The organism is Pseudomonas sp. CF161, from assembly GCF_000416215.1.
Lineage (GTDB): Bacteria > Pseudomonadota > Gammaproteobacteria > Pseudomonadales > Pseudomonadaceae > Aquipseudomonas.
This window is the reverse complement of the sequence record NZ_ATLP01000125.1, coordinates 226166-239271: the sequence shown is the minus strand read 5'-3', so window position 1 is coordinate 239271 and position 13106 is coordinate 226166. Positions and strand designations below refer to the sequence as shown.

Genomic DNA, 13106 nt, shown 5'->3' with positions numbered 1-13106 from the left:
TCGTCGCGCCCGGGCGGTGACCGAGGCCAGCGTCGAGCGCGTGCTGCATCACGTCGGCCGCGCCCTGGGCGCCGCCCCCTACTGCCAGGACCGGCGCTTCGCCCAGTTGCTGGCCGACCTGCCGGTGTACCTGCGCCAAAGTCATGCCGAGCGTGACCTGGCCGCCTTGGGCGAACAGGTCGCCAACCAGCCAGAAGGAATATGGCACCTATGAAACCCAACCCTATCGTCGGCCACGGCACGCCGTTGCAGCAGTGGCAGAACTCCACGCACCTGGCGCAACTGGCGTCGATCAGCTGCGACGAGCTGGTGCCCCCGGGGCAGCGTGCGGTGATCATCGCGCCGCACCCGGATGATGAAATCCTCGGGTGCGGCGGCCTGCTGCAACTCTTGGCCAACAGTGGCCGGCCGCTGCTGCTGATTTCAGTCACTGACGGCAGCGCCAGCCACCCCGGTTCGGCGCGCTGGCCGGTGCAACGCCTGAGCGCGGTACGCCCCCAGGAATCGGCCGAGGCCCTGCGCCGCCTGGACCTGCCCCTGCACCGTCTGCAATGGCTACGAGGCGGTTTCAGCGACAGCCAGGTGGCCGCCGATGAGCCGCGCCTGACGGCGTTTATCCAGCGCTACCTGCGGCCCACCGACGTGCTGTTCAGCACCTGGCGTGAAGACGGCCACTGCGACCATGAAGCGGTGGGCCGTGCCAGTGCGGCAGCGGCGCGGGCCGTGGGCGCGGCGTTCCATGAGTTGCCGGTGTGGACCTGGCACTGGGCCGGCCCCGAAGACCCGCAGATACCCTGGCAGCGCGCGCGCAAGCTGCAACTCGAACCCTCGCTGGTGGCCCGCAAGCGCCACGCGATCCATGCCTTTGCCAGCCAGCTGGAAGGCGACCCGCAGATCGGCCTGCCGCCGGTCCTGGCGCCCCATATCATCGAGCGCCTGCTGCAACCCTTTGAAGTGGTGTTTGTATGAGTGTCGGCAACCGCTACTTCGATGAGCTGTTCGCCCAGAGCGCCGATCCCTGGTCGTTTCGCGAACGCTGGTACGAACAGCGCAAGCGGGCCCTGACCCTGGCCTGCCTGCCGCGCCGACGCTACCGCAGTGTGTTCGAACCGGGCTGCGCCAATGGCGAACTCAGCGCCGAGCTGGCGACCCGCTGCGAGCGCCTGCTGTGCTGCGACACCGCCGCTGCGGCGGTGAGCCTGGCCGAACAGCGCCTGCAACCCTTTGCCCATGCCCAGGTGTTCCAGGGTCGGTTGCCCAGGGACTGGCCGGACCAGCGCTTCGACCTAATCGTGCTCAGCGAGATCGGCTACTACCTGGACGCCGCCGACCTCTCCCACGTGATCCGCCAGGCCCTGCGCAGCCTGACCCCCGACGGCCAGTTGCTGGCCTGTCACTGGCGCCCGCCCATCGCCGGCTGCCCGCTGGACGCCGGCCAGGTCCACGACCAGTTGCACCGCCAGCTGCAACTGCCGCGTCTGCTGGAGCATCAGGAGGCCGACTTCATGCTCGACCTCTGGAGCCGCGAGGCGGATTCGGTGGCCACCCTGGAGGGCCTGCGATGATCGGTATCCTGATTCCGGCCCACAACGAAGAGCAGTACCTGGAGCACTGCCTGCAAGCCGCGCTGCAGGCCGGCAGCCACCCCAGCCTGGGCGGCGAAGCGGTGCAGATCCTGGTGGTACTCGACAGTTGCAGCGACAACTCGGCGCAGATCGTTAACGAGCACCCGGTGCAGAGCCTGGCGCTCAGCGTCCGCAACGTCGGCCAGGCCCGGGCGGCAGGCGCCCACCGCCTGCTGGAACAGGGCGCGCGCTGGATCTCCTGTACCGACGCCGACAGCCGGGTCGCCCCCGACTGGCTGGTGGCGCAATTGGCCCTGGGCACCGACGCCGTGTGCGGCACCGTGACCGTCGACGCCTGGAGCCAGGGCTTCGACTCCCAGGCGCAGATCCGCTATCACCAGGCCTACCAGGCCCGTGACGATCACCGGCATATCCACGGCGCCAACCTGGGCATCAGTGCCGAAGCCTACCGCCGCGCCGGGGGCTTCGAACCCCTGGCCTGCGATGAAGACGTGCAGCTGGTGCGCCAGCTCGAGCGCTGCGGTGCCAGCATCGCCTGGAGCCATCGGCCGCAGGTCATCACCAGTGCCCGCCTCGACAGCCGCGCCCGTGGCGGCTTCGGCGATTACCTGAAAAGCCTGGCGGCACCAGCCTGACCCAGGCCGGTGGCGGTCGCCCGTCAGGCCGGCCTGCACACCGCAGATTTACCAACTATGGTGAAAACCGCATGCCGTGCCGGAGAAAAAAACCGCCACGGCGCTGCGTAGGCGCGAGCGGGCTGTGTATGATTGCCCCCGCGCCAATACGGCAATCCAAGGTCTGGAGCGCCGGTACTTCACGCCAAACTGTCATCGACACATCGGCGTGCGTGCGAACCCAAGGCTGCCGGCCAGCGCCCGATGCGCTGCCGCAGACTGCCAGGAACAGGGATGTGACACCGATGAAATCCATACCCGTTATAGAAAACCACTGGCCGAACCAGATCTGGAACGGCACGCGGCAACTGGTCGACGTACCGCCGATTCATCTCGCCAACCTGGTGCCCGCCGGCGCCCGGGCCGTGGTCGTCGCCCCGCACCCGGGGGATGAAGTCATCGCCAGCGGCGGCCTGCTGCAAGTACTGGCGCACCACGGGCACCCCTTGCAGTTGATTTCCGTCACCGATGGCAGCGCCAGCCACCCGGGCTCGGAGCTGTGGTCGGAACGCCGCCTGAGCGTGTTCCGCCCCCAGGAAAGCGCCGAAGCCCTGCGGCGCCTGGGCCTGCCCCTGCACAGCCTGAAGTGGATCCGCGGCGGCTTTACCGACAACGCCCTCGCCGCCCGCGAGCATCAGCTCAGCCAGTTCATCAGCCGCTACCTGCGCCACGACGACGTGGTGTTCAGCACCTGGTGCGAAGACGGCCCGCCCGATCACGAAGCCGTCGGCCGTGCCACCGCCAAGGCGGCGGCCCAGGTCGGGGCACGGCACTTTGAATTGCCGGTCGGGGTCTGGCATCGGGCCCTGCGCGATGAGTACCAGGTCCCCTGGCCGCGCGCGCGCAAGCTGCGCCTGGACACCTGGACCGTGGCTCGCAAGCGCCACGCCGTTCACGCCTATGCCAGCCAGTTGCAAGGCGACCCGAAGATCGGCCTGGCGCCGGCGCTGTCGGCGGCACTGTTGGAGCGCTTGCGCCAGCCCTACGAAATCATCCTGATGTAGCCACGGGGCCAGGCGACCCATGAAAAACCTGAACTGACGGGCGCGCTATCAGTCGCATAAGTAACTGGCACTGATCAAAAGGAGTGAGCGTGAGCAGTCATCCCCCCGGGCGCCCTGTTGAGTCCGCCCCCCAGGACCAGGCCCCCGCGATCCACCGGTTGCGGATCCTGACGGTCAACACCCATAAAGGCTTCACCGCCTTCAACCGCCGCTTCATCCTGCCGGAACTGCGCGAAGCGGTACGCAGCACCGGTGCCGACCTGGTGTTTCTGCAAGAAGTGCTGGGCGAACATGACCGGCATGCCTCGCGCCATGAAAACTGGCCGCAGCAATCGCAGTACGAGTTTCTTGCCGACAGCATGTGGAGCGACTTTGCCTACGGGCGCAATGCGGTCTACCCCGATGGCCACCATGGCAATGCGTTGCTGTCCAAGTACCCGATCCGTCAGTTCCGCAACCTCGATGTGTCGATCACCGGCCCCGAGCGCCGCGGCCTGCTGCACTGCGTGCTGGAGGTGCCGGGGCACGCCGAGGTGCACGCCATCTGCGTGCACCTGAGCCTGCTGGAGAGCCACAGGCAACTGCAACTGGCCCTGCTCTGCCAGTTGCTCGAATCCCTGCCGGAAGAGGCGCCGGTGATCATCGCCGGCGACTTCAACGACTGGCAGTTGCACGGCAACGCCACCCTGGCCAAGCGCGCCGACCTGCACGAAGCCTTCGAACGCCACAACGGCCGCCCGGCCAAGACCTACCCGGCGCGCTTTCCCCTGCTGCGCCTGGACCGCGTCTACCTGCGCAACGCCAGCAGCCACGAACCGAAAATCCTCGGCAACCGACCCTGGACCCACCTCTCGGACCACCTGCCCCTGTCCGTCGAAATCCACCTCTGACACCATGGCTGCGCTGGCCCTGATGAACGCCGAGGAGGGTCTGGAGTATCTCCGCGTTTATGACGGCCAGCGCAGCCTGCGGCAGCGGCTACAGCTGCTCGAGGCTGCGGCGCCAGTCAGGCTTCGGGGCGCAGGATGAGGACCGCCAGGGGCGGCAGGTTGAGCACCAGGGACAGCGCCTGGCCATGGCTGGCGACGTCTTCGGTGAAGGCGCCACCGGAGTTGCCGTAGTTGGAGCCGGCGTAGGTCTCGGCATCGCTGTTGAGCACTTCGCTCCACCGCCCGGCAAAGGGCACGCCAATGCGGTAGGCCTGGCGCGGCACCGGGGTAAAGTTGGCCACCACCAGCAACGGCTTGCCGTCCTTGCTCCAGCGCAACCAGGCATACACGCTGTTGATCGCATCATCGCCAATCAACCACTGAAAGCCCTGGGGCGCATCGTCCTGGTCGTGCAGCGCCGGCTCCTGGCAGTACAGGCGGTTGAGGTCACCCACCAGCTTCTGCACCCCACGGTGCTCCGGGTATTGCAGCAGGTACCAGTCCAGTTGCTGGTCGTGGTTCCACTCGCGCCACTGGCCGAACTCGCAGCCCATGAACAGCAGCTTCTTGCCCGGATGGGCCCACATGAAACTCAGGTAGGCCCGCAGGTTGGCGAATTTCTGCCAGCGGTCGCCCGGCATCTTGTCGATCAGCGAATGCTTGCCGTGCACCACCTCATCGTGGGAAATCGGCAGGATAAAACGCTCGGACCAGGCATACACCAGGCCAAAGCTCAGCTCGTTGTGGTGGTGGGCGCGGTACACCGGGTCCTGCTGGATGTAATGCAGGGAATCGTGCATCCAGCCCATGTTCCACTTGTAGGCAAACCCCAGGCCGCCCTGCTGGGTACTCTGGCTGACCCCGGGCCAGGCGGTGGACTCTTCGGCAATCACCAACGCACCCGGCGCTTCCAGGGCCACCACGTCATTGAGGTGGCGCAGGAAGTCGATCGCTTCCAGGTTTTCCCGGCCGCCGTGGCGGTTCGGCACCCACTCGCCGGCCTTGCGCGAATAGTCGCGGTACAGCATCGAGGCCACGGCATCGACCCGCAGGCCGTCGACATGGAAGTGCTTGAGCCAGTGCAAGGCCGACGCCAGCATGAAGCCGTGGACTTCGGTGCGCCCCAGGTTGTAGATCAGGGTGTCCCAGTCCTGGTGAAAGCCCTCCAGGGGGTTGCCGTATTCGTACAGTGCGGTGCCGTCGAATTGCGCCAGGCCATGGGCATCGGTCGGGAAATGCGCCGGCACCCAGTCCAGGATCACGCCGATATTGGCCTGGTGGCAGGCGTTGACGAAGGCCGCGAAATCATCTGGCGAACCGTAGCGCGCGCTGGGGGCGAACTGCGACAGCGGCTGATACCCCCAGGAGCCGCCAAAGGGGTGCTCCATGATCGGCATCAGCTCGATATGGGTGAAGCCCAGGTCCTGCACATAGGGGATCACCCGCTCAGCCAGTTCATGCCAGTTATATTGGCGGGCGACTTCCCCCAGGTCGTCGACCTCGCACTGCCAGGAGCCGATGTGCAGCTCATAGATCGACAGGGGCGCGTCAGGTCGCTGGCGTTCGCCACGGGCCTGCATCCACTCGCCGTCCTGCCAATCGATGCTCAGCGGCGCGGCGACCCGGGACGCGGTGTCCGGCGGCAGCTGCGTGGCCAGGGCCATGGGGTCGGCCTTGAGCGGCAGGATCGCGTCGGCGCCGAGGATCTCGTACTTGTAGGCCTCGCCCGGTTGCAGGCGCGGGATAAATAACTCCCAGACCCCGGACGGATGGCGCAGGCGCATCGGGTGCCGGCGCCCGTCCCAGACATTGAAATCGCCCACCACCGACACCCGCCGCGCATTCGGCGCCCAGACCGAGAAGCGCACGCCAGCGACGCCGTCCACGGTGGTCAACTGGGCGCCCAGGCACGAGCTGAGGTCGCGGTGGTTGCCTTCAGCGAACAGGTACAGGTCCATCTCCCCCAATAGCGGACCGAAGCTGTAGGGGTCTTCGCTGACCTGCTCGCCGCCGGCCCACTGGATACGCAGCAGGTAATCCAGGGCCTGGGCCAAGTGCCCGACAAACAGCCCCGGCACCGGGCCAGTCTCCAGGCTGCCGAGGACTTCGCCGCCGTCCCGGGCCAGCACCTGCACACTCAGGGCATCGGGCAGGAAGGCGCGGATAAACTGCCCACCGGCCCCGTCATCGTGGGGGCCGAGAATGGAAAATGGATCACGGTGTTCGGCGCGCACCAGCGCTTCGATGTCTTTCGCACTGGGGAGCAACACCGCTTGGGTCCGACCCTGTTCCTTGTTCGAGAAACTCATGACTGCTCTCCACTACTCGCTGTATCGGAAAAGGGTTGCACTGCACTCAACAGCCCGACCAGGCCGCGTAACGGCACGGCCAACCAGCCGGGGCGATTCTCGGCCTCATAGGCCACTTCATAGGCGGCTTTCTCCAGCCCGAACAACAACAGCGAGGCCTCTTCACCGGCGCTGTCCTGCCAGGCATGAGCAAGATTAGCCGTTGCCAACCGATAGGCCTCGACAAACGCCTCGCGCGCCTGAACCAGGTAGCGTTCGGTGACCCGTTGCCGGCTGGCCAGGGCTTGCTCCGAGCTATCCACCCCTTGCACATTCAGCGCCATCGCCGCCGCGTAGTCGAACGAGCGCAGGACGCCGCTCACATCCTTGTACGGGCTGTGCTTGCCACGGCGTTCTTCCAGCGGTCGCGCCGGTTCGCCTTCGAAGTCGATCAGGTAGGCATCGCCCTTGATCACCAGTACCTGGCCCAGGTGCAGGTCGCCATGGACCCGGATGCGCAAACCGCCGATGGCCTGCTTGGCCAGGGTTTGCACATAGGCCAGGATCGCCTTCTTGGCGTGCAGCAATTGACTGACCCGCTGCCGATCGGCAGGTTCCAGGTTATTTTCATGCTGCTTGAGCAATTGCAGGGCCCGCTCGAGCTGAGCGCTGATCTGCTTGCCCCAGGCCTGGGCATCCTTGGCCGTGCTCTTGAGCGGGGCAAAGTCCGGGTTGTCGCTGGGCGCCGCGAGCACCTGGTGCATTTCACCCAGGCGCTGGCCGAGCATGCCGGCGAAGTCCTGCAGTTCACCGAGAGCGTTGTAGTGCTGTTGCTGCTCGGAAATCACCTCGGCCATCTCGTCGCGGATCGCCCGCTCCAGGTTGTTCTGGGTCCATTCCCAGGCATCGCCCTGATTGCTCAGGTAACCCTGGGCGATCATCAGCAGATTGTCCTGGCCCTGCTCGTCGCGGCGGATCACCGAACCCAGCAAGGGTGAAATATGGGCGAAGCCGGCGGCCGTCAGGTAGGCGCCCATTTCCAGTTCCGGGTGCACGCCGGCGGCGACCTTGCGGATCAGCTTGAGCACCAGGCTGCCACCGACAGCGACCGAGCTGTTGGACTGCTCCGCCGACAGGTAGCGCACCTCGGACTCGGCATTCAGGCCCAGGCCCGCCAGCAGTTCGGTGGCCTCGAAGCGAATCTCGCCCTGGGTCGAACTCAGCACCGTATTGGCCTGCAATGCCAGCAGCACGTTGCGCACAAAACTGTCGAGGGCGAAGGCATCGGTGATCAGGCCGACCTGGCGCCCCCGGCGCACACGGGCCAGGGCCAGTTGCTGGGGCAAGGCCGCGCCGAACTGGTCTTCGCCCAGCAGGCCGAAAGGCAGCAGATAACGCCCGACCTGGCCGCCACTGGTGACCTCCAGCTCGCTGAACAGCACCGGATGCTGCGGATCGCCAAAGCGCACGCCATAGGCGATACGCACCCCTTCGATCGCACTGTCCTTGCCGGCGAACCAGCGCCGCTTGGGCAGCCAGGTCGGCAGCGCAGTGTGCTCCAGGGTGGTGCGTGCCGGCTCTTCGAGCAATTCTTCGAGGCGTTTTTTCAGCACCAGGGTGTTGAAGTCCGGCAGGCTTTGCGCCGGTTCCACGTGCCAGCTCGGCATCTGGTTTTCCGCCGCCAGCACGAACCAGTAGAAACCGTACGGCGGCAGGGTCAGCAGGAAGTTCAGCTGGCCAATGGGTGGGAAGGCATTGCCCCCCAGCATCTCCACCGGAACCATGCCGGCGAACGCCGAGAGGTCCAGCTCGGCGGCCTGGGCACTGCGCGAGACGTTGGCCACGCAGAGGATGATTTCGTGCTTGCCGTCGACCCCGGTGTATTCACGGGTGTAGGCCAGAATCCGCCGGTTGCTCGGCGACAGCATCTTCAAGCTGCCCCGGCCAAAGGCCTTGGACTGCTTGCGCACCGCCAGCATGCGCCGGGTCCAGTTGAGCAGCGAGTGCGGGTCGCCGGCCTGGGTCTCGACGTTGACCGACTGGTAGCCATACAGCGGGTCCTGGATCGCCGGCAGCACCAGGCTCGCCGGGTCGGCGCGGGAGAAGCCGCCGTTGCGGTCGATGGACCATTGCATGGGCGTGCGCACGCCATCGCGGTCGCCGAGGTAAATGTTGTCGCCCATGCCGATCTCATCGCCGTAATACAGGGTCGGTGTGCCCGGCATCGACAGCAGGAGGCTGTTGAGCAGTTCGATGCGCCGACGATCGCGCTCCATCAGCGGCGCCAGGCGCCGGCGGATGCCCAGGTTGATCCGCGCACGCCGGTCGGCGGCGTAGTAGTTCCACAGGTAGTCGCGCTCCTTGTCGGTGACCATCTCCAGGGTCAGCTCATCGTGGTTGCGCAGGAAGATCGCCCACTGGCAGTTGGCGGGAATCTCCGGGGTCTGGCGCAGGATGTCGGTGATCGGGAAGCGATCTTCCTGGGCCAGGGCCATGTACATGCGCGGCATCAGCGGGAAGTGAAAGGCCATGTGGCATTCATCGCCGTCGTCGCCCTTCACATCGCCGAAATACAGCTGGGTGTCTTCCGGCCATTGGTTGGCTTCGGCCAGGAGCATGCGGTCCGGGTAGTTGGCGTCGATCTCGGCACGGATCTGCTTGAGCACCACGTGGGTCTCCGGCAGGTTTTCGTTATTGGTGCCGTCGCGCTCGATCAGGTAAGGGATGGCGTCCAGGCGCAGGCCATCGATGCCCATGTCCAGCCAGTAGCGCATCACCGACAGCACGGCCTTCATCACCTGCGGGTTGTCGAAGTTGAGGTCCGGCTGGTGGGAATAGAAGCGGTGCCAAAAGTACTGCCCGGCGACCGGGTCCCAGGTCCAGTTGGATTTTTCGGTGTCGAGGAAGATGATCCGCGTGCCGTCGTACTTCTGATCGTCATCGGACCAGACGTAGAAGTCCCGGGCCTTGGAGCCCTTCTTGGCCTTGCGCGCACGCTGGAACCAGGGGTGCTGGTCCGAAGTGTGGTTGATCACCAGCTCGGTAATCACCCGCAGCCCGCGCTTGTGGGCCTCGGCGATAAAACGCTTGGCGTCGGCCATGGTTCCGTAGTCGGCGCTGACCCCACGGTATTCGGCAATGTCATAGCCGTCGTCGCGGCGCGGCGACGGGTAGAACGGCAGCAGCCAGATGGTGTTGACCCCCAGCTCCTTGATGTAGTCGAGCTTGGCGATCAGGCCGGGGAAGTCCCCGACGCCGTCGTTGTTGGAGTCGAAATAGGACTTGACGTGCACTTGGTAAATCACCGCGTCCTTGTACCAGAGCGGGTCATTGATAAAGGTGGCTGGTCTGGGCTTCTTCGCCATTGGAAACTCCTGAAAATATGATGGGTCCGGATACTGCGCGAAGGTCGGCAACCTCCCCCTGGCACTGCTTCCGGTGCTCGCGCGGGTTGCGCCAGCACCGGGCAGGCGGGATCAAGGGCTGCTGATGCGCCAGATGCCGAACGGCTGGTGCGGTTCGATGCGCATCCACTGGGTCTTGCCGTACCAGGTCCAGCGGTGGCCGTTCATGAGGTCCTCACCCTGGGTCTGGGCGTCGTCGGGCAGGCCCAGCTCCCAGAGGGGCAATTCGAAATGGGCTTCCTGGGCGTTGAACGGGTCGAGGCTGACCGCCACCAGGATGAAATTGCTGCCATCGGCGCTGCGCTTGCCGAAGTACAGGATGTTGTCGTTCCAGGCGTTGTAGACCGTCAGCCCGAGGTGGCTGTGCAACGCCGGGTTCTGCCGGCGGATGCGGTTGAGCTGGGCGATCTCGGCAATGATGTTGCCCGGCGCGCTGAAGTCCCGGGGGCGGATTTCGTATTTCTCCGAATCCAGGTACTCCTCCTTGCCCGGCACCGGCGCCGCTTCGCACAACTCGAACCCCGAATACATGCCCCACAGGCCCGAGCCCATGGTCGCCAGCACGGCGCGGATCAAGAACCCCGAACGCCCCGACTCATGGAGGAAGGCCGGGTTGATGTCCGGGGTATTGACGAAGAAGTTGGGCCGGAAGCACTCGCGCCACGGCGCCTGGTTGAGCTCGGTGAAATAGGTCGCCAGCTCGCTCTTGGTGTTGCGCCAGGTGAAATAGGTGTAGCTCTGGGAATAACCGACCTTGCCCAGGCGCGCCATCATCGCCGGGGTGGTGAAGGCTTCCGCGAGGAACATCACCTGCGGGTACTGCCCCCGCACATCGGCGATCAACCACTGCCAGAACGGCAGCGGCTTGGTGTGCGGGTTGTCGACGCGGAAGATCTTCACCCCCTCCTCGACCCAGCCGACCACGATGTCCCGCAGCTCCAGCCACAGGCTGGGGATCGCTTCGGCGGCGTAGAAGTCGACGTTGACGATGTCCTGGTATTTCTTCGGCGGGTTCTCGGCGTATTTGATGGTGCCGTCCGGGCGCCAGTTGAACCAGCCCGGGTGCTGCTTGAGCCAGGGGTGGTCCTGGGAACACTGGATGGCAAAATCCAGGGCGATTTCCAGGCCGTGCTCGGCGGCCGCAGCCACCAGGCGCCGGAAGTCCTCGCGCGTGCCGAGCTGGGCGTGGATGGCGTCATGCCCGCCCTCCTCGCTGCCAATGGCATAGGGGCTGCCCGGATCATCGGGGCCGGCGCTCAGGGAATTGTTGCGCCCCTTGCGAAAACTGCGGCCGATAGGGTGGATCGGCGGGAAGTACAGCACGTCAAACCCCATGTCGTGGATCATCGACAAGCGCGAGTGCACGTCGTTAAAGGTGCCATGGCGGCGGGGATCGTCGGTGATCGAGCGCGGAAACAGCTCGTACCAGCTGGCGAACTGGGCCAGGGAACGCTCGACGTCCAGCGGGTACTCGGGGCTCAGGCTGAGGTAGGGCCGGTGATCGGCCTCGGCCATCAGCGCCGCGCTGTCCGCGGCCAGGAACAACTGCACCTGCTCGGTTTCCAGCAGCCCGGACAACCGGTGATGCAACGCGACCAATTGCTCGCGCAACTCGCCGTCGCTGCGTTCGAACGCCAGTTGCACCTGGTTGCGGCCTTCCTGTAACTCCAGGCTGACGGGGATCCCGGCGAGGAATTTCTTCTCCAGCTCGTAGGTGAAGCTGGCGAACTGATCGACCCAGGCTTCAATGCAAAAGCGATACAGGCCCTGGGTCGGCACGCTGAACTGGCCGCCCCAGCCGTTGTTGCCCAGGTCGTCCAGGGCCCGGCTGTTCCAGACCTCATCGCCCTCGGCCCGCCAGCGCACGCGCACCGCCAGTTTGTCGTGACCGTCAGCGAAGACCTTGCTGCGCACGTTGATGGTCTCGCCCTCCACCGCCTTGACCGCAAACTGCCCGCCATCGATCACCGGCTCGGTGTTTTCGATGGCGATTCGTGGCAGCAGCAAGGCCTGTGACAGCGGTAAATGCGGGTTGTAATGCAGCTCAGTCGGTTTATCAGCAGTCATCGAGCATCACCCCTTAACGCCCCGTGGACGCTCCTGTACCTGATGTATCCACACGCGGCCCAGACGGGCGCACTTAAATTCAGAGACTTAAGTTCCGAACCGGGCAGCGCGCTAAAAGTTCAGCCGAATGTGGCGCCGCCGGATGAACTCGGCCGGACGGACGTCGACAACGGCAGGGAATCAATTCGCCTCACGCAGGGTCCACCTCATGAGCCTGTGCAAAGCCAAGCACAAAGGAGGCCAGTGCGATGAATATCCCGATTCCGGCAGAAACCCCCGATCCGAACATCGACCAACCGACCCTGCCCCCCAGCGAACCGCAACCGGTGCCGGAACAGGAGCCGCCCGAAAGCACCCCACCCCCCAAGGGCGATCCGCCCAGCACCATGCCCCCGGTGATTGTCGAGCCCAGGGGGTGAAGCTTAGACAACTGGGGTGAAGATGCTGCAAGGCCCGGGCCGCGTTCGGACGCTGGTCTTGATTGGCGCCGCAGGAACTCTGGAACCGAAACATCTGGAATATCTGCGGCGGTGTTGAGGGCCAGCGCAGCCTCGTGCCTGGGCAGCGGCTCCGGGTTCAGTCTTTTTCCAATAGGCGCACGATGCGCGGCATCAGGCTGAACACCCCCAGGGCCAGCAAGGTGCTGAGCACGGCGGTGGCCTCGCGCCCCAGGCCCGCAGCGACCCCGATGGCTGCGGTCATCCACAGCCCGGCGGCGGTGGTCAGGCCCTTGACGTGCTGTTCATCGCCGTCTTCCCGGCCTTTGAGAATGGTCCCGGCACCGAGAAAACCGATGCCGGCGATCACCCCCTGCACCACCCGGCTCATGGCATCGGCCTGGGACCCGGACATCTGCGGCACCAGCACAAACAGCGCAGCGCCCAGGGCCACCAGCATATGGGTGCGTACTCCGGCGGCCTTGCCCTTGTGCTCGCGCTCGAAACCGAGGATCCCGCCCAGGGTCGCCGCGATCAGCAGGCGCACGGTGATTTGTGTCAGCTGCCTGGCATCGCCGATATCGGCGAACTCGGCCTGCAAGGTTACCCAGACTTCATGCCACCAGGCGTTCATGGTTCGATCCTTGTGTGGGGACTTGTGTGGGAGCTTATGTGGAAAGCCGCGACTTGCGGCACCTGAACGCCAACGCAGCCCTC

Annotated in this window: 10 protein-coding genes and 1 pseudogene; 7 read left to right on the top strand and 4 right to left on the bottom strand. The window is 65.5% G+C overall.

From position 1 onward, the window contains the following. The 6 genes and pseudogenes from CF161_RS30210 to CF161_RS30185 form a co-directional block, all read left to right on the top strand. A pseudogene (locus CF161_RS30210) lies at window positions 1-214 on the top strand (acyl-CoA dehydrogenase); the annotation flags it as partial. Then, complete coding sequence (locus tag CF161_RS30205; RefSeq protein ID WP_020300434.1) at window positions 211-969, top strand: PIG-L deacetylase family protein; 759 nt, start codon at window positions 211-213, stop codon at window positions 967-969. The pseudogene CF161_RS30210 and the gene CF161_RS30205, both read left to right, overlap by 4 nt. Beyond that, complete coding sequence (locus CF161_RS30200) at window positions 966-1565, top strand: SAM-dependent methyltransferase (protein WP_020300433.1); 600 nt, start codon at window positions 966-968, stop codon at window positions 1563-1565. Before CF161_RS30205 ends, CF161_RS30200 begins: the two co-directional genes overlap by 4 nt. Next, the gene (locus CF161_RS30195; protein WP_020300432.1) at window positions 1562-2221 is read left to right on the top strand and encodes a glycosyltransferase family 2 protein; all 660 of its coding nucleotides are present in this window, start codon (window positions 1562-1564) and stop codon (window positions 2219-2221) included. The genes CF161_RS30200 and CF161_RS30195 overlap by 4 nt, the downstream gene beginning before the upstream one ends. 284 nt (window positions 2222-2505) lie before the next feature. Then, entirely contained in the window at window positions 2506-3264 is a 759-nt protein-coding gene (locus tag CF161_RS30190; RefSeq protein ID WP_020300431.1) for a PIG-L deacetylase family protein, read from the top strand. A gap of 89 nt (window positions 3265-3353) precedes the next feature. Continuing rightward, window positions 3354-4154, top strand: coding sequence for an endonuclease/exonuclease/phosphatase family protein (locus tag CF161_RS30185; protein WP_043230903.1), 801 nt, complete (start codon window positions 3354-3356; stop codon window positions 4152-4154). A gap of 116 nt (window positions 4155-4270) precedes the next feature. On the opposite strand, the gene glgB is transcribed toward CF161_RS30185, so the two are convergent. The 3 genes from glgB to CF161_RS30170 form a co-directional block, all read right to left on the bottom strand. Next, entirely contained in the window at window positions 4271-6502 is a 2232-nt protein-coding gene (gene glgB / locus CF161_RS30180; RefSeq protein ID WP_020300429.1) for a 1,4-alpha-glucan branching protein GlgB, read from the bottom strand. Further along, entirely contained in the window at window positions 6499-9846 is a 3348-nt protein-coding gene (treS, locus tag CF161_RS30175; protein WP_020300428.1) for a maltose alpha-D-glucosyltransferase, read from the bottom strand. Before treS ends, glgB begins: the two co-directional genes overlap by 4 nt. 111 nt (window positions 9847-9957) lie before the next feature. After that, window positions 9958-11952 carry an alpha-1,4-glucan--maltose-1-phosphate maltosyltransferase gene (locus CF161_RS30170; RefSeq protein ID WP_020300427.1) on the bottom strand — a complete coding sequence of 665 codons (1995 nt, stop codon included), beginning with the start codon at window positions 11950-11952 and terminating at the stop codon, window positions 9958-9960. A 248-nt stretch (window positions 11953-12200) separates the two neighbouring features. On the opposite strand from CF161_RS30170, the gene CF161_RS33250 reads away from it, so the two are divergent. Beyond that, window positions 12201-12371 carry a hypothetical protein gene (locus CF161_RS33250; RefSeq protein ID WP_020300426.1) on the top strand — a complete coding sequence of 57 codons (171 nt, stop codon included), beginning with the start codon at window positions 12201-12203 and terminating at the stop codon, window positions 12369-12371. Window positions 12372-12528: 157 nt separating this feature from the next. Here CF161_RS33250 and CF161_RS30165 read toward each other — a convergent pair whose 3' ends face one another. Then, entirely contained in the window at window positions 12529-13023 is a 495-nt protein-coding gene (locus CF161_RS30165; protein WP_020300425.1) for an MgtC/SapB family protein, read from the bottom strand. Window positions 13024-13106 lie beyond the last annotated feature (83 nt).